Origin of the sequence: Sediminispirochaeta smaragdinae DSM 11293 (assembly GCF_000143985.1) — a bacterium.
In the GTDB taxonomy this organism is placed as follows: Bacteria; Spirochaetota; Spirochaetia; order DSM-16054; family Sediminispirochaetaceae; genus Sediminispirochaeta; species Sediminispirochaeta smaragdinae.
This window is the reverse complement of record NC_014364.1, coordinates 4015093-4031991: the sequence shown is the minus strand read 5'-3', so window position 1 is coordinate 4031991 and position 16899 is coordinate 4015093. Positions and strand designations below refer to the sequence as shown.

At 51.6% G+C, this 16899-nt stretch carries 14 protein-coding genes; 4 read left to right on the top strand and 10 right to left on the bottom strand.

All coding sequences use genetic code 11. From position 1 onward, the window contains the following. The first annotated feature begins 35 nt into the window (after positions 1-35). The gene (gene flcA / locus SPIRS_RS18835; protein WP_013256280.1) at positions 36-3032 is read left to right on the top strand and encodes a periplasmic flagellar collar protein FlcA; all 2997 of its coding nucleotides are present in this window, start codon (positions 36-38) and stop codon (positions 3030-3032) included. Positions 3033-3049: 17 nt separating this feature from the next. Here the strand turns inward: flcA and ilvE are convergent, their stop codons facing one another. Next, positions 3050-4141 carry a branched-chain-amino-acid transaminase gene (gene ilvE, locus SPIRS_RS18830; RefSeq protein ID WP_013256279.1) on the bottom strand — a complete coding sequence of 364 codons (1092 nt, stop codon included), beginning with the start codon at positions 4139-4141 and terminating at the stop codon, positions 3050-3052. Between the two features lie 288 nt (positions 4142-4429). Between ilvE and SPIRS_RS18820 the strand changes: the two genes are divergently transcribed. Continuing rightward, positions 4430-5545, top strand: a complete 1116-nt coding sequence (locus SPIRS_RS18820; RefSeq protein WP_013256278.1) for a mannose-1-phosphate guanylyltransferase — start codon at positions 4430-4432, stop codon at positions 5543-5545. 52 nt (positions 5546-5597) lie between these two features. Here the strand turns inward: SPIRS_RS18820 and SPIRS_RS18815 are convergent, their stop codons facing one another. Both SPIRS_RS18815 and SPIRS_RS18810 read right to left on the bottom strand, forming a co-directional pair. Then, entirely contained in the window at positions 5598-6569 is a 972-nt protein-coding gene (locus SPIRS_RS18815) for a hypothetical protein (RefSeq protein WP_013256277.1), read from the bottom strand. After that, positions 6566-7141 carry a flavodoxin family protein gene (locus SPIRS_RS18810; protein ID WP_013256276.1) on the bottom strand — a complete coding sequence of 192 codons (576 nt, stop codon included), beginning with the start codon at positions 7139-7141 and terminating at the stop codon, positions 6566-6568. The genes SPIRS_RS18815 and SPIRS_RS18810 overlap by 4 nt, the downstream gene beginning before the upstream one ends. Positions 7142-7390: 249 nt before the next feature. Between SPIRS_RS18810 and SPIRS_RS18805 the strand changes: the two genes are divergently transcribed. Both SPIRS_RS18805 and SPIRS_RS22555 read left to right on the top strand, forming a co-directional pair. Further along, positions 7391-8368, top strand: a complete 978-nt coding sequence (locus SPIRS_RS18805; protein ID WP_013256275.1) for a hypothetical protein — start codon at positions 7391-7393, stop codon at positions 8366-8368. A 126-nt stretch (positions 8369-8494) separates the two neighbouring features. Next, positions 8495-8632 carry a hypothetical protein gene (locus SPIRS_RS22555; protein WP_171814788.1) on the top strand — a complete coding sequence of 46 codons (138 nt, stop codon included), beginning with the start codon at positions 8495-8497 and terminating at the stop codon, positions 8630-8632. Here SPIRS_RS22555 and SPIRS_RS18800 read toward each other — a convergent pair. From SPIRS_RS18800 to SPIRS_RS18775, 7 genes are all read right to left on the bottom strand, one after another. After that, on the bottom strand, positions 8629-10107 hold the full coding sequence (locus SPIRS_RS18800) for a hypothetical protein (protein ID WP_013256274.1): 1479 nt from the start codon (positions 10105-10107) through the stop codon (positions 8629-8631). The two genes, SPIRS_RS22555 and SPIRS_RS18800, sit on opposite strands and share 4 nt — an antisense overlap. A 9-nt stretch (positions 10108-10116) precedes the next feature. Further along, positions 10117-10893 carry an outer membrane lipoprotein-sorting protein gene (locus tag SPIRS_RS18795; protein ID WP_013256273.1) on the bottom strand — a complete coding sequence of 259 codons (777 nt, stop codon included), beginning with the start codon at positions 10891-10893 and terminating at the stop codon, positions 10117-10119. A 1-nt stretch (position 10894) separates the two neighbouring features. Continuing rightward, a complete protein-coding gene (locus SPIRS_RS18790) occupies positions 10895-13594 on the bottom strand; it encodes an efflux RND transporter permease subunit (protein ID WP_013256272.1) in 2700 nt (899 codons plus the stop codon). A gap of 122 nt (positions 13595-13716) precedes the next feature. Beyond that, entirely contained in the window at positions 13717-14325 is a 609-nt protein-coding gene (locus tag SPIRS_RS18785) for a TetR/AcrR family transcriptional regulator (protein ID WP_013256271.1), read from the bottom strand. A 210-nt stretch (positions 14326-14535) separates the two neighbouring features. Next, positions 14536-14676 (bottom strand): hypothetical protein, encoded by a 141-nt coding sequence (locus SPIRS_RS22550; RefSeq protein ID WP_013256270.1) that lies wholly within the window; start codon positions 14674-14676, stop codon positions 14536-14538. A gap of 35 nt (positions 14677-14711) precedes the next feature. Next, on the bottom strand, positions 14712-16112 hold the full coding sequence (locus tag SPIRS_RS18780; protein WP_013256269.1) for a hypothetical protein: 1401 nt from the start codon (positions 16110-16112) through the stop codon (positions 14712-14714). A 9-nt stretch (positions 16113-16121) separates the two neighbouring features. Next, complete coding sequence (locus SPIRS_RS18775; RefSeq protein WP_013256268.1) at positions 16122-16898, bottom strand: outer membrane lipoprotein-sorting protein; 777 nt, start codon at positions 16896-16898, stop codon at positions 16122-16124. Position 16899 lies beyond the last annotated feature (1 nt).

The window sequence follows — 16899 nt, the reverse complement described above, 5'->3', positions numbered from 1 at the left end:
CGGTGGTTTGCACCGAAACTAACTAAAGGAAGCATATGCCCGAAATCCAGGATATTGAACAGTTCAAATCCAATTTTCTCGTTGTCGGTAGTGAACCCTCTATCCTTGCCGGGAAAGGAGAGAAGGTTCGGGATGTCTCTGCTCCTGAATCGGGCTTGAGTGAGGATCTTTCTCTTCTTCTCGACGAGGTTGATCAAGAACTCGGTATCGAATCTGGCCAGGAGGATGATCGTACCCAGACATCAGAAGGGCCTGCTGAGATTCCCCTCGATACCGAAGAGGCGGCCTCTGAAGAGACACCGGACCTTGATGATTTTTTAGCTTCCTTTGACGAACAGGCCGCCGGGATGGACGAGGATCTCTTTGCCGAAGAGGTTCCGGAGGCCGGCGAAGCCGCCGCAGAGGGGGAGGAGCCGGAGGAAGAGCCGGCGCCGTGGGAGCCGGAAGAAGAGAAAACGGAATCTGCGGAAGAACATGCGGAAGAACAAGAGCCTGAGGAGCTTGAAAGCCCCTTCGAAACCGAGGAACTCGAAGAACTCGAGTTGCCGGAGATGGACGAGGATCTCTTTGCCGAAGAGGCTCCGGCGGCCGGTGAGCCCGCCGGAGAGGAAGAAGCGGCGGAAGAAGAGCCGGCACTGTGGGAGCCGGAAGAAGAGGAAACGGAATCTGCGGAAGAACATGCGGAAGAACAAGAGCCTGAAGAGCTTGAAAGCTCCTTTGAACTCGAGGAGCCCGAGGAACTCGAGTTGCCGGAGATGGACGAGGATCTCTTTGCCGAAGAGACTTCGGAGTCCGGTGAAGCCGCCGCAAGTGAAGAAGAGGCTTCTCCAGATGCCTTTTCACTGCCCGACTTCGAGGAAGAAGGCGAAGAATTTGAGCTGCCCGATTTCGGCAATGTTAGCGACGAGGAAGAGGCTGAAGAGCTTCAGGAGATCGAAGACGAGGATTTCGAACTAGATGAGTTCAGCCTGGGCGATCTCGGACAAGATTTCGACGTTTTGGAAGAGACTCCTGAGACACCGGGATTCGATCTCGGAGGTCCCTCGGCCGAAGCAGGTGAAGGTGAGTTCTTCGAATCCGCTGTCCAAGAGATTTCCCTGGAAGATAAGGATTTCGATCACGTCAAAGAGCATCTCGGCTCTTTGCCTCTCAACCTAAAGTTGCTCATCGAGGAGCAGATCGGTGAGGCGGAGCTTTCCGGTAACGAACTCAAACAGCTTTTGGAGAGTCTGAAAAGCGGTCGTTCTCCGAAAGATATCGCAAACCTCGTTGGTAAAATCACCGGTAAACGGGTCAAAATTCCTCGGGAGTATGAAAAGCGTACCGGTACAGCCTTCGAAGAGGCGCGGGATTCCTTTTCCTATCGCTTCAGACGAAATGTCCTGCCCGTTATCAGAACGGCTCTGTTGACGGCAGCGGCCTTCGCTCTTGTCATCTTTCTTTCCTATCGTTTTATCTACCGACCGGTGAAGGCTTATACCCTCTACCAGAAAGGCTACAAGCATCTGAGTGTCGAGGAGTACCCTCAGTCCGGCAGCTATTTCGATCAGGCTACGGACATCTGGCCGATGAAAGGCCAGTTCTACCGTTATGCCGAGGGCTACAGGAGCGCCGGACAGTGGCCCCGTGCCGAGGCCATCTACGAACGACTTCTTTCCCGTTATCGCCTGGACAAACAGGGAACCCTTGATTATGCACGGATGGAGTATGAGGATCTTGCCAATTATCCCAAGGCCACATCCATTCTCAAAACCTTTCTTTCCGATGAAGAGCATATAGACGATTACGATGCACTTCTTCTTTCCAGCGACATCAACCTTGAGTGGGGCAAGGATGATTCGAGCAAACTGGAGGATGCCCGCTTTGCCCTTGCCGCCTTGATGAACAATTACGGGATCCAAAACGAATTCCTCTTTCGTATGCTGCGCTATTTCATTCGTACCGACAACCTCCAGGAGGTTGAGACCCTCAGACGTCGCTTTCAGGCCGAGCCGAAGCTGGAGGTGGACGCGGCAGCCTATGCCGAACTGGGGGGGTATCTTTTGGACAAGGGGCGTATCGACGAGGTTCGTGAGGTTCTTTTTCGGGCAAAAGAGCAGGAACCGAGGCTACCGGAGGCCCACTACAACCTTGCCCGTTTTTTCGATACAGTCGACGATACAGTCGAGGAAGAAAAGGCCCTGATCAATAGCATTGAACTCATGTCCGCACTACCGATCTTAAACGGCGACAGACACTTCATGTTTATGGACAGCTATCGCCGCATTGGGGAGATCCACTTTGCCCGGTCGGAATTTTTGGAGGCCGAATCCGCCTATGACAAAGGCATTGCCCTCTATGAGTCGGCACGGGCACGGGGCATTATGCCTGTAAAACAAGAAGCGGGAATCCTCTACTCAGACAGGGCGGACATCCCCTACTATGTCGGCGGAGACCTCGATCTTGCCCTCGATTACCTGAAAAAGGCGAAGGCAAATCGCTATGCCGAACCGAAGGTCGACTACAAAATCGGCTACATCCACTACCGGAAGGAAGAATATCGGAAGGCTCTCCTGAATTTCTCCTCCGCGACCGAGGGCTTCAGCTCCAATGACGTCCTTAACTTCGCCATTGCAAACACCCTCTACCGGCGCAACAATCTGCAGGCCGCCGAAGGTTATTATCGAAGCATCGTCGACCATCTCAATGATCGGAGACAAAGTCTTGAAAACTTCATGCCCGAAGAGCGAAGTTCCCATCGCGCCGTGGTGGAAAATCTGATACGGGCCGACAACAACCTCGCCGTTACCCTCTATCAGATGTATAAACGGACAGCGAGGGGAAGTTTTTATACCGATTCCCTCCGCTATCTCAGTAGTGCCAACGAACTTTTTGAAAACGAACATCGCGACCCGGAATCGCTGGTGAGAACGGAATTGAAGAATCTCGCGTTTCTCAATCAGCAAGGCATGGTATACCCCAACAGCGATTACGATCCCCAAATCTATCCGGAAATCCCCAAGGACCCCGAATCGCTCTTCTTCGCCGACTAAGCCGGCTGCTGTTCAGGCTATTCTACATCGACCATCCAGCCGAAACGATCCTCAATCTTGCCGTACTGGATCCCCTTCAGCGTCTTGAGCAGGGAGCGTGAAAGCTCTCCCATCTCACCGTTGCCGAAACGTGCTGTTTTATCCTTCATGGTGATCGACTCAAGATGGCTCAGGCCCGCCGCAGTACCGGAGACGAAACACTCCTTGGCATCCTCCATGGCCTCATCGATGGATATCTTCCGCTCTTCGGTCTTCACACCGAGCATTTCGGAAGCAATCTTCAGAATCGAAGAGCGGGTAATGCCGGGAAGGATCGTATTACCCAAGGCCGGTGTCACCAGGGTATCGTTCTTCAGGAGGAAGAAAATGTTACAGGAAGAACCCTCCTCAACGTATCGATGCTCCACCGCATCGAGGAAAACCGTTTCCATATAGCCCGCAGCCTCGGCCGCCTTTTTCTCCAGGATAGGAACGACATAGTTGGAGTCGCACTTAATCCACCCCGTTCCTCCGGGGAAGGCCCGCACCTTTTCCGAAACCACTGCCTTACTACTTCCCGGTGCAAAGTAGGAGCCCACCGGTGTCGAAACAATAACAACGAAGGGATGCTTTGCAATTCCAAGCCCGATAGCAGGTTCCGAGTAAGAAAAAGGCCGAAGGTAGATCGATTCTCCGCTGGTAAAATCATCCCGCTCCCAGGCCGAATCGTAGTCCGGCGCAAAACCGAGTTTTTTGTTGCGAGCCACGACCTGTCGCGAGGCCTCGACAAAACGTTCCTGGGGGAAGGGGGGCATCATGAGTCCCTTCATCGAACGGTAAAACCTGGCGGCATTTTGGTCCGGACGAAAGAGCTTGAGTCGTCCATCCTTCTGCGGAAAAGCCTTCATTCCCTCAAAGCAGCCCATTCCGTATTGGGTTGTGTAGTTGACCAGGGGGAGGTCGGGAAAACTGTTTCGCTTCGCCAGCAACTCGTCCCTATGCGCTTCATCCAGCTCCGCCTCCTCCGCGGGACTTTTGTGGGGTTTCTCGACATACTCCTCGGTCCATTCCTCTGCGAACCGGGCGACATAGACCCAGGGGTAGATCGAAAGTGTGAATCCCTTTGCCATTTCATCCTCCTTAGTTGTTTGTTCTTTTTGGCGCAGCCCCGAACCAAGGGTTCGGGGCACGGGCTTTCCGCTGCGGCGCTTCGCCTCCGGTATTCCGCTGCGGCTTACGGGCTCACTCCCGATCGCCCTGCCGCACCGCCGTCGGCTCCAGGGCCTTCGCTGCAATCCCTTGCGCGTTTCGGTAGATAGAGTCATTCTATTCCCCACCCGACAGCCGGTCAAGAAAGCCTTCCTTGTCGACGAAGAAAGAATCGTTCATAATGAGAAAAAAGCGGTATGGAGGAGATGATGAGTACGACAGAAACCACCGGTGTCGACAATGTCTGCATTCTTGCAGGAGGATCGGGAACCAGGCTCTGGCCCGCCAGCAACTCCAGGAGACCGAAGCAGTTCATACCTGTCCATGAGGGAAAGAGTCTTCTTTTGCTTACCGTTGAACGTGCTCTTGCACTGGGAACTGGCGATCTCTTCATTGTTACCCTGGACGAGCAGATCGACAGCGTAGCCGAAGAGTGTGCAAAGCTTTCCGTCGGCAAAGAGCGTATCAAACTAGTGGCCGAGCCAGCACCGCGAAATACGGCTCCCGCGATAGCTGCAGCGGCAACCATACTGCGCAACAATCACCGATCCGATGAAACCATGGCGGTTCTGCCCTCCGATCACCTTATTACCCCAACCGAAGCTTTTGCCGCTGATATGAAAGCTGCCGCGTCTCTGGCTTCACGTGGTTTTCTCGTTACCTTCGGTATCCATCCGTCACGGCCCGAGACCGGCTACGGCTATATCGAGGCTGGCGAGGCGGTTGAGGGAGGGCGTCTCGTTCGCCGTTTCCGCGAGAAGCCCGATCTCGGGACTGCCGAAGCGTTTTGTCGTTCCGGAGACTTTTTCTGGAACAGCGGCATGTTTTGTTTTCGCATCGATCGCTTTTTTGAAGAGCTTGAGGCAGGCAGGGCGGATATCGCCGAGGTCTTCTCGTCGATAGAGGTTCGTGAACCTTCGCAGCGGCTTTCCGGCATGGATCTGTTCTTTCGCGATCCCGATGTGAAAGAGGCCTACGGCCGTAGCCCCAAGGAGTCGGTCGATTATGCCGTGATGGAAAAGTGCCGTCGGACTGCGATGGTTGAGGCTTCTTTTATCTGGAACGATATCGGCAGTTGGGATGAACTTTCCCAGGTCATTGACAACGACCTTGAGATATCCGAGCAAGAGGGTGGAAAGGCCATTGCAATCGCCAGTGAGGGGTGCTTTGTCCATTCGGATCTTCCCGTTGCCCTTTGCGGGGTCGACGATCTTATCGTGGTACAAGAGAACGGTGTTTTGCTGGTTTGCAAAAAAGGAGAGGGGCAACTTGTCAAAAAGGCTGTGGAAACTTTTCGCGAGAAAGGGTTTAATCGGCTTTTGTAGGTCTCTATAGTGTCCTGAATCCTGGTGACTTCCAGGCTTCGGGACGGAAAAGCTACTCCTTCGTAAGGGCCTCGGCACTTTCCAGTGCTATCTCACGTATCCTTACGGCGATCTCAACGCCGAGACGCCGTGCATCTTCTCCAAAGGGAGCAAGGGTGCGATAGTATTGCCTCTCCTTTTCGAAGAGATCATGCAGCTCTTTTTCTATTCCCTCGAGGGAAAGCAGGATTTGCCTGCTTCGAAAACGCTCGTCAGCAACAAAAAGAAGCGTGGAACGAATACGGGAAAAGAGCTCTGCCTCTTTGTGGAAGAGTTTTGTCATCGATGCAAAGGTCTTCTTATCGATCCTCTCCAGCATCGGTCCTGTTCCCCTTTGTCCGCCGTCCGAATCCTCTTTTTCGATCAGGGTTACATATCCCTGGCCAACCTTTCGCAGGATATCTCGGAGCCGGTAGGCGAAATTTTCCTTCAACGCTCCCCGTTTCTCTTCGGGAATGGAGGCGAGCAGCTCTTTCAGCTTCTCCATCTCCTGGTGGTACTGCTTCAGCTGAAGCAGTATCATCTTCCCTGCAGCCTCCTGCCGCTTTTCCGGGGCTTCGGTAAAGAGCCGCTGGACGGCTCTAAGGAGCTCGGTCGGGTTGGATGGTACAAAAACGTCCGATTTTCCTGATGGAGTTTCGCCTTCTTTTATTTTTTGCTCTGCTTCTGCTAGCCTGCCGGAGGCGATTCTTCGCTGCTGAAGGGATGCCCAGATCCCACCTCCCGTGGTAGCGGCTCCGCCTATTACCGAATCGAGCCCCCGGGAATCATAGGCGAGGGAAGCCAGAGGGGCAAGAACCCTTCTGAGGACACTTGTTTTGTATTCTATGATCCCCTCTTCGATGCAGGAACGCAGCTCATCCGCTTCCCTTTGCAGAAGGGATACGGAAAGCCCTGCCGCCTTGGCTGCTGCGACAGGGTCGGTGGATACTTCCCGTACATCAAACCAGTCGCCGGATATTCGGCGTTCCAGCGCGCTGTTCACCCGAGCTTCTCCAGGAGCCAGCAAATATTCTCGCCCAGGCGCCTCATGGTTTTCAGCCCCTCTTCATCTGCCTCGGCATCGCCGATGGCTCTGGCAATCCCCACATTCCAGTAAGTCGATCCCGGGACGACCATGTCGTTGATAAAGAAAAATTGGTTGATGCTCATGAGGGTGTGGGTATGGCCGGCACGCCTGGCAACGGCGATCCCTGCACCGATTTTGCGTGTCAGGGGATTCTTCTCCATCCCCCGCAGGGCATAACCGGCTCGATCTATCAGGGCCTTTACCTCCGGGGTCATGTCTGAGAAATAAACCGGCGAGGCAATAATGACCGCATCAGCCTTTTTCATGGCCTCGATCCAGCTGTTCATCGGATCATCGTCGTATATGCATCTTCCGTCGCCTGTTTTCCTGCAGCTCAGACAGGCTGTGCAGCCCCGTACCATATGGCCGCCGATCTGCACCTTTTCGGCCTCGTGCCCCTTGTTTCGAATGGGCTCAAGGGCTGCATCAATGTAACGGCTGGTGTTTCCTCCTTTACGAGGGCTTCCGTTAAATGCAACAACTCTCATACAATACTCCTCATTTTTTTCAGTGTATCACAGTTTTTCCCCCTCTGTCCCCAAGGCTCCGGCCGGAAAATTCATGGAAAGGGGCATATATGTACTTTACTTTCTTCTGTATCCTACTTATTATTCGGCCATCGGCTGAAATTATGTATGCTATCCATTGTAATATTCGCCGACTGTATTATGATAATAATAGCCGCCATGGCGGCCCAGCCGGGTATCCGGCTGTAATTCCAAAGAAGGAGATTTCACATGAAGAAATTTCTTGTTGTGATGATCACCCTGACGATGTTCGCGCCTATGCTGATGGCGGACAAAGCGAAAATGCTTCCGAAAGGGGTTCTGAGGCTCTATTTCGTACCCTCGTATTCCTTTGGTGATCAGGAATTCGACAGCGATGGCGATAAGGTTGACGGGGATGAGCAGTCTTACTTTAACCTTGGCATTGCCGCCGAATATGGTATTACCGATTTTATTAGTGCCGCCTTCCAGTGGACCCCGGGATACACGTTTGTCGGTAATAACGATACGCTTGATGATTCAAATGATGATGGTGAGTATACGGGTGCATATGAACTTTTTGCCGGTGCGAAGGTTCAAGTTATCGGCCAAGCTGCCCCGGTCTACAGTGAAAAGTTTCGTGTCGCTTTTGCCGGCGGTATTATTATCCCCATGGCCTTTGGTTATGATGCCGAAGACGAGGTTTCTAACTTTATGACAGGAAAATCATACCAGGTTCTTCCTTCCCATAACGCCTATGGCCTTGGGGCCCGCTTTTATGGTGACTATGTTGTAAACGATGATTTTTATCTCAACCTCTACAGTGAGTACAAATACTATTTCCCTGTTGATACAGACAAGTCCTTTAGTGCTGCTTTGAACTCTGCTTACTCTGTTATGCTTGGTGGCGATGAAATTGATGAAATCGACTACGGCTATGATCTAACCCTTGAAGTAGAGCCTCACTACGATGTTACCGTCGCCGAAGGGATTGAGCTTGGTGCTATGCTGCCGGTTACCTATGTGATGACTCCCGAAACTGAACTGGATGGAGAGGGACAGGATGATGACAGCAAACTTCTTCGGGTCGCTCCCGGAGTAAATGTATTTGTTACCAGGAGCCTCGTACCCCTTGAGTTTTCGTTTAACTATCGGATTCCCCTTTGGGGGGAACAGGCTTCTGCCCTTCAGGCGGCTGTTTTCCAAGTCAAGGCCTACATGAAGTTCTGACGTTCCGCAGAGACTGCTTTGTACATCCCGCCGGTGCCAGCCGGCGGGTTTTTTTATATGGCAGGCTGAACCATGCAGCACAAATAGCGATATCGCATCGTGTTAGACGTCATATTGTAGGTTTTTATGGAAGAAAAAGCTGTCGATTCCCGTAAAGTTCTGACGTTCCGCAGGGACTGCTTCCCGGTAATCCCCACCGGTGCCAGCCGGATAGGAGGAAGGCTCATCCTGCCGAGAACCGACAGCATCGAAAGCAAGGCTTAAAACATGGCTTTGACCTTGAACTGAAGGTAACTACTCTCGTCAAACTGTCCAAGCCGACCATCGTCATCCCCGCCAAAGAACCTCGCCTCGGCGGAAAACTCAAACTCCCCATTGGGTGCAAGGGTTATCTCCGGCCCTATCATCCAATCCTCATCCTCAATCTCATAGATCCCCTTCGCCTCGATGCTCACCTTCTCGTGATTGAAGGTGTCGGAGATCTTACAGACAATCAGATTACTCGAGTAATCGTCGTCACCGTCATACTCAATATCCCCATTTGAAATCTCATCGTTGTTCAGGATATAACTTCCTGTCGCCTGCATATTCAGGTTGATGTTGTGCAGCGGCAGATCCCGGTCAAACCCCACCAGATAGTTCAGCGAGTTGTTGTGTACCACAGGATCATCCCCTGCAATGTCTTCGGTCATGTAGTAGGCCGCCTCACTCCTGAGATTGAATCCTCCGACAATTCCCCCTGCCTCAAGGCCGAAGGCATGAAGCCTGTCATAGGAGATATCGATGGCTGTAGGCGTTCCGCTGCCATCGACGGTATAGGATATCGAAGGATCCTTGAGAAAGCCGCAGTAGTAGAGGGCCCCGACATCTATTCCGCCGAAACTGTCGGTCCACCTTACCGCCGCCTGACTGTAGTCGAGGGTGTCGGTATCGGGGTAGAGGGCGCTTCCGTCGCTATACTTCTCCAGTATCGAGGCTTCGGCAAGGGTCGCGGCGGCTTCAGAGCTGGTCGCAGTATAAGTTTCATTATAAGCAGAAAGAGCAACGTAAGTTATATATTCTTCTGTTTTGTCTACAAGATCCTGCGCCTGCTGTGTAGCCCATGCCCCGCTGGTGGGGTTGGTATTGGGGGTGAGGGTGGGGATGTAGACGAACTCAAGCTTTCCCTGAACCCCTACCTGCACATTGAGTTTTGCCATGGGTACGGCAAGCCGCCGGTCGATATAGTCGGGGTTGACGAAATCGGTTAAGTCATCGGAGTTCAGTAGGTCCACAACATGCAGCTGGTCTCCTTTACCCCAGACCACCTTCATCAGTCCGGTCTCGAAATCGAAGCCGGAACCGTAGTAGCGAATGTAGGCCTCGTCGAACAGGGTGCTCATATCATCTTCAAGCCTCTCCGGATCGATTTGAAGGTTGATGAAGGCATCAATCGTATCCCCGGTGTAGGTGAGGTTGAGTTTTGCTTCACTGCCGTATTCGATGCTGTCCTCTTCGCTGCTTATAGCACCGATATCCGAGAGTGCATCCTCCCCCACGGTAGCCCTCAGGCTTCCGTCCAGCTCCCCGTGCACTTCGATGGCAGAGCTGCTTCCTGCAGTCGCTGTCCCGGTGTCATCACCAAAGTCGGAGCTACCGAAGTCGTCAAAGGAAAAGTCGTCTGCCGAAAGGCTTACCCCTGCCAGCAGAAGGGCGGCGGCCGTGAAGGCCACCGTTGTTATTCTTCTCAAGCTGCTCATAGCTCCCTCCTATCGAACCCGTCCGGTCTGGAGAAAGTTGGTGGTATAGAGGGCGTCGGGCTGACTTTCGTCAAAGACGATCTTCTTGATGGTCAGCCTGGTGGCGTGACCGGTCTGTACGTTTTTCAGAAGGTTCTGTAAAGGAGTCCAGTATCCCTGGACCTGTTCAAGCTTTTCCACGGTGAGCACCTTTACCAGCTCACCCTGCTTGTCGTACATCTCCATCTTGACCGGAACAAAGGATTGCTTGTCGATCCAGGAGATGCGGTAGGAATACTGGCTGTCGGAGGGATCGACCGGGGTATCTTTGAGTACATAGCAGTCCCACTGACCGACGCTCTCTTCTTTGATAAGGTCGTGGGTATCCTGTTCGACCTCTCTGGTGTCCATGTCGTCGTAGGTGGCATCCGAACCCATGAATGACTTGTCACCTTCGCTGGAAGCGATTCTCCTGACTCGCTTGAGGGCGGGCAGGTAGATCCATTTATCATCGTCCCTGCCCTTGTTTTCGATCTGGAGGAACCTGGTATCGCGGACGGAGGCGGGGCTTCTGAAGACCATGACCACGGAGGTGAGGTCGTTCTCATCGTCTTTGCCCCATTCCTCGATGAGCCGTGCGTCCACCGAACCGTCTTTGTCGATGAGGTCCATTTGAACGGCGGTATGTCGGGTGGTACCGTCTTCCACGTCGTAGGCTTTCTGAGCGATTTCAGTCCCGGTAAGGGCGAAGCTTGTCGCCGGCAGCAGCAGGGCCGCCGCCAACGCAATAATGGTTCGTTTTTTCATGTTACTCTTCCTTCCCGGAAGTCTCGGCTCCCGGTCGTTTGATGTTCGTTGAGCGGATAAGATGTTTTTCATCGAGATGTTTCAGAAGCTGGGGCAGGAGAATGAGCGAGCTGATCGAAGATACCGTCATGGTGATGATGACCAGGATTCCGAAGTATATCAAGGGAGTAAATCTGGAAAATGTAAGCACGAAGAATCCGGCCGCAACCGATACGGCATTGAATATGATCGCCTTCCCTGTGGTAAATATTGCCTTTACGGTTGTCTCATCCCTGGAGGATAAAGATCGCAGGTTTGTTGCGTAACTTGAAAGGAAATGAATGGTATAGTCGATACCTATTCCGATTGAGATGCTTCCTACCATCGCAGTGCTGATATCGAGCTTGATGCCCGTAAGTCCCATGATCCCCATGTTGATCAGAACCGTAAGCAGCAGAGGAACGATACCTATTAATCCCGTAAGGACGGAGTGATAGACAATCGTAAGAATAATAAAGACCAGGATGATTGAGAGGATTATACTTGCAATAGATGATGTAACAATCAGGTTCGTCAAAGAACTCTCGACCAATGATGAACCGCTGATCGTAAAGGTGTAGCCTTCCGGCAGCATCATTTCAATTGCAGGAACAATTGCTTTTGTTATGCGCGAGGCAATAATACTTCCGCTTTTTCCAAGCTGTACCAAAATCCGTGCTTTCTGTGGTTCAAGGGCGTTATCGGACCAATCATCGAGGGAGCCGGAGTACAGAAGCAGATACTGGCTGATAAGATTCTTGAATTCATCCTTATTTGCAAGATGATACTTATCCAAGTCAGTGGGAATCTCATAGTAATCAAGACCGTCGTAATTTGTCAGCCGTCCCAGCTCATCGATAAAATGATCGGGGTCTGTTCGGTAGGCATCGAATAGTGCTTCGAGCATATCGACTTTCTCCGGTTTATTGTCCGGCATACTATTCTGAGCAGCATCCGTCGACATCGGGCTTGTCGCCTTTTCCGCAGCCTGGTCTTCCTCCTGGCCAATGGCAGTATCACCGAAAGCATCGCCGAAAAAGCTGTCCTCGAAAAAGTTATCGCCGGTACTATCGGCGGTCGAAGCCTCTTGTTGTTGGACCATGGTCCCGTCTGAAGTGCCATTGCTTTCCGACTTGAGAGCTATCTTGCCCGGAAGATCCTCGTTAAGGACCTGATTTATCCGCTTGATATATTCCGAATAGGAGATAACCTTACTGACTTCCGGATAGTTTGTCCGAATATAGTCGGCAGTGTTTTCCATACTCTGGAGTATTTCGGGATTGTTCAAGTCTCCCTTTTCTTGCCCCTCGATGGTGATGTTGAAACTGCTGGTGCCGGCGAATTCCTGACGGATAAATCTGTCGGCTTGCCGGATCTCTGTATCCTTCTTGAAAAAGTCGATGAGATTGTTTTCCACAACGACCTTCGGAATAAAGAATATCGAAAGGCCTGCAAGCAGAATGCTGACAAGCGGTACCATGGTTGTGTGTTTCGTGGCTGTGTTGCTGAGGATCTTCAAAAAAACATAGTTCCGTTCCGGCTTCGCTTGTTTCTCTTTTTTGATCTCTCCCGTACCTCGTGCCATTAAGAATACCGAGGGAATGAAAACAAAGGCGACAAAGAGGGCTGAAAGAACACCGAAAGCAGAAAAAAAGCCAAAAAATTTCATCGGTACTACGGTACTGACCGCCAGGGAAGCAAAGCCTATGAAGGTAGTCAGGCCTGCTAAAAATACTGGGCTGCCAACGGCATCCATTGTTTTGTAGACAATTTCTTTGTTGGTCATCCCTGAATTTTCGGGATTTCTCAATTCGTCATAGTAATGACTGACGATGTGTATCCCGTAGGCACTGCCCACTGCTACCATGAGGATGGGAATTGTCGCTCCCAAAATAGTCAGAGGAGTCCCTGTCAGGCTCATTAATCCGATGGTCCAGATGGTGCTGATGATGACATTTAGAAAGGGGAGCACCACTCCTCCGATGGTTTTGAAGCTGATGAAAAGAATAATGAGAACGAATAATGAAACAAGGGGAATCAGAGCCGAAAGGTCATGCCGCATATTTTCGCTGACCTGGATAGTAGTTGCCGGAAGACCTGCAAGATAATAGGAATATCCATCGGGTAAGATCTTTTTTGCGAGCTCTTGGATATCATTGTATATGGTTTCGCGCTCTTCGATCGATAGGTTGTAATCAATGGTGATGCCAATTTGTGTTGAATGCTCATCCTTGGAGAGGAGCATCTTGTCGTACATACTCTTCCAGCTATTTAATCGTTTTCGCAGGGTATCTGCGGGAATGAGCTTTCCATCTTCGTTTTCCGACACCGGACCTACCGTAAGGGTTCCATCCTTTCCTCGTATATAGTCGGTGTTTGTGATGGATTGGATTTTCTCCTGGCCCTTTAAGAGCTCCAGCTCATCGCTAAGCTTTTGGATAATGGCGAGGCTTTCCGGACTGATAATAGAATGTACATCACTATTAATAACGAGATCGATGACCAGGGCACTGCCAAACTGATCTTCAAAATCCTCGAAGGCTGTGAGAGCCGGATCATCATCGGGAACAAAATTCATCGTATCGTTATCATAAGTGATTTTGGGAATCTGCAGTCCGAAGAAAAGTGTCACCAAGGCGATGACGATGATATTTACTAACGGATAGCGATAAAGCTTTTTCAAATTTTCCTCCGCTTGCTTATATTACACTCATAATGTGTTATAAGTGTAATATAGTGACGAAGAATACAAAAAACAAGAGAAATCACTCATATTAACAACGAAATAATGGATTTCTCAGATTCTTAGAGGGTTTGAAATGTATCGACGGGGAGAACTTTTTTCCCTTTTTCCGTGAGAAACGCATCTAAAATAAATTTCATGGTTGTTCCGAATAAATACTTGCTATCGGTATACACATCACTCACGGCTTTCCAGCTTGTAAGCCCTTTTATCATAGAAAGGATGATATAGATGATCATCCGAGTCGAATAATCGGTTCGGCAGAGACCGGCATCTTTTGCCTGCTCAACCAACTGTTCGAGCATCAATCGTATCTTCTTGTGTATAAAGTTGACGGGAATATCCTTTAGGTAAGGATTGGGCCGCACCAGTTCCTGTTGGAGGGCTTCGATTTCCCGGTCGAGTTCCCTGGATACAAACTCTATAGCTTTCACCAGTTTTTCCGCAATCGATACATCGCTTTCCATTAAGTTTTCGAAAAAGCCAACCATACGACGAGAATGCCACTCAATGGTACGATCAAGTAATTTCTCTCTATTGCCAAATCGGTTGTAAAGGGTTTTTTTACTGACACCTGCCGTATCGGCAATTTCCTGCATGCTGACCCTCTGAGGGCCATGTTTGATGTAAAGAGAAAAGGCGGCACTACAAATTTTTTCTTCACGCGTCATAGGTCCTCCGTCGAGCATCAAAAGTGTATAGGACTTGTATCAATAACTCAAGTTGTCATTATTTTTCTTTCGATACAGGCTTGTGGAAAAAAAGCTGTCGGTTCCCGTAAAGTTCTGACGTTCCGCAGGGACTGCTTCCCGGTAATCCCCACCGGTGCCAGCCGGATAGGAGGAAGGCTCATCCTGCCGAGAACCGACAGCGTCGTTAATTTATGTAATAATCGTCGTATTCGATTCGACCACGGTTAGACGGTCGATCTCTTCATCGGTGAAAGGCTTGAGGCTGAGACAACTGCTGAGAAATATCGCCGTAATCAAGACGATCAGCGCCGTTTGCAACACCCTTTTCATATCGCATCACTCCTTCCTTGCAATTGAAGCAAGGCTTAAAACATGGCTTTGACCTTGAGTTGAAGGTAACTGCTCTCGTCGAACTGTCCGAGCCTTCCGTCATCATCCCCGCCAAAGAACCTCGCCTCGGCGGAAAACTCAAACTCCCCATTGGGTGCAAGGGTTATCACCGGCCCTATCATCCAATCCTCATCCTCAATCTCATAGATCCCTTTCGCCTCTATACTCACCTTTTCGTGATTGAAGGTGTCGGAGATCTTGCAGACAATCAGATTACTCGAGTAATCGTCGTCACTGTCATACTCAATATCCCCGCTTGAAATCTCATCGTTGTTCAGGATGTAACTGCCTGTCGCCTGCATATTCAGGTTGATGTTGTGCAGCGGCAGGTCCCGGTCGAAGCCCACCAGATAGTTCAGCGAGTTGTTGTGCACCACAGGATCATCCCCCGCAATGTCTTCGGTCATGTAGTAGGCCGCCTCACTCCTGAGATTGAAGCCCGCAAGGATTCCTCCTGCCTCAAGACCGAAGGCATGAAGCCGGTCATAGGAGATATCGAGGTTTGCGACATCAACCGAAGGATCCTTGAGAAAGCCGCAGTAGTAGAGGGCCCCGACATCCATCCCGCCGAAACTGTCGGTCCACCTCACCGCCGCCTGACTGTAGTCGAGGGTGTCGGTATCGGGGTAGAGCATATCCTCGTAGCTGTTCAGGGTGGTAAAGACTGCATCACTACCAGCTAAGGTGTCCAGATAGCTTGTTACAGCGGCAGCAAGATCCTGGGCCTGCTGTGTGGCCCATGCCCCGCTGGTGGGGTTGGTATTGGGGGTGAGGGTGGGGATGTAGACGAACTCAAGCTTCCCCTGGCCCCCCACCTGCACATTGAGTTTTGCCATGGGTACGGCAATCCTCCGGTCGATATAGTCGGGGTTGATGAAATCGGTCAAGTCATCGGAGTTCAGCAGGTCCACAACATGCAGCTGGTCCCCCTTCCCCCAGACCACCTTCATCAGTCCGGTCTCAAAGTCGAAGCCGGAACCGTAGTAGCGAAGATAGGCCTCGTCGAACAGGGTGCTCATATCCTCGTCAAGCCGGTCCGGATCAAGCTGAAGGTTGATGAAGGCATCGATCTTGTCCCCGGTGTAGGTGAGGTTGAGTTTTGCTTCGCTGCCGTATTCGATACTGTCGTCCTCGCTGCTTATAGCACCGATATCCGAGAGTGCATCCTCCCCCACGGTTGCCCGCAGGCTTCCGTCCAGCTCTCCGTGCACTTCCAAGGCAGAGCTGTTTCCTGCAGTCGCTGTCCCCGTGTCATCGCCAAAGTCGGAGCTGCCGAAGTCGTCAAAGGAAAAGTCGTCTGCCGGAAGGCTTACCCCCGCCAGCAGGAGGGCGGCGGCCGTGAAGGCCACCGTTGCTGTTCTTTTCAAGCTGCTCATACCTCCCTCCTACTGGACCCGTCCGGTCTGGAGAAAGTTGGTGGTATACAGGGCGTCGGGCTGACTCTCGTCAAAGACGATCTTCTTGACCGTCAGCCTGGTGGAGTGACCGGTCTGTACGTTCTTCAGGAGGTTCTGGAGGGGAGTCCAGTATCCCTGGACCTTCTCAAGCTTTTCCACGGTGAGCACCTTTACCAGCTCACCCTGCTTGTCGTACATCTCCATCTTGACGGGAACAAAGGATTGCTTGTCGATCCAGGAGATGCGGTAGGAATACTGGCTGTCGGATGGATCGACCGGTGTGTCTTTGACCACGTAGCAGTTCCACTGGCCGACGCTCTCTTCCCTGATAAGGTCGTGGGTATCCTGTTCGACCTCTCTGGTGTCCATGTCGTCGTAGGTGGCATCCGATCCCATGAATGACTTGTCGCCTTCGCTGGAAGCGATCCTCCTGACCCGTTTGAGGGCGGGGAGGTAGATCCACTTATCGTCGTCCCGTCCCTTGTTTTCGATCTGGAGGAACCTGGTGTCGCGGACGGAGGCCGGGCTTCTGAAGACCATGACCACGGAGGTGAGGTCGTTCGCATCGTCCTTGCCCCACTCTTCGATGAGCCGTGCATCTACCGAACCGTCTTTATCGATGAGGTCCATCTGAACGGCGGTATGTCGGGTGGTACCGTCTTCCACATCGTAGGCTTTCTGAGCGATTTCGGTCCCGGTAAGGGCGAAGCTTGTCGCCGGCAGCAGGAAGGCTGCCGCCAACGCAATGATGGTTCGTTTTTTCATG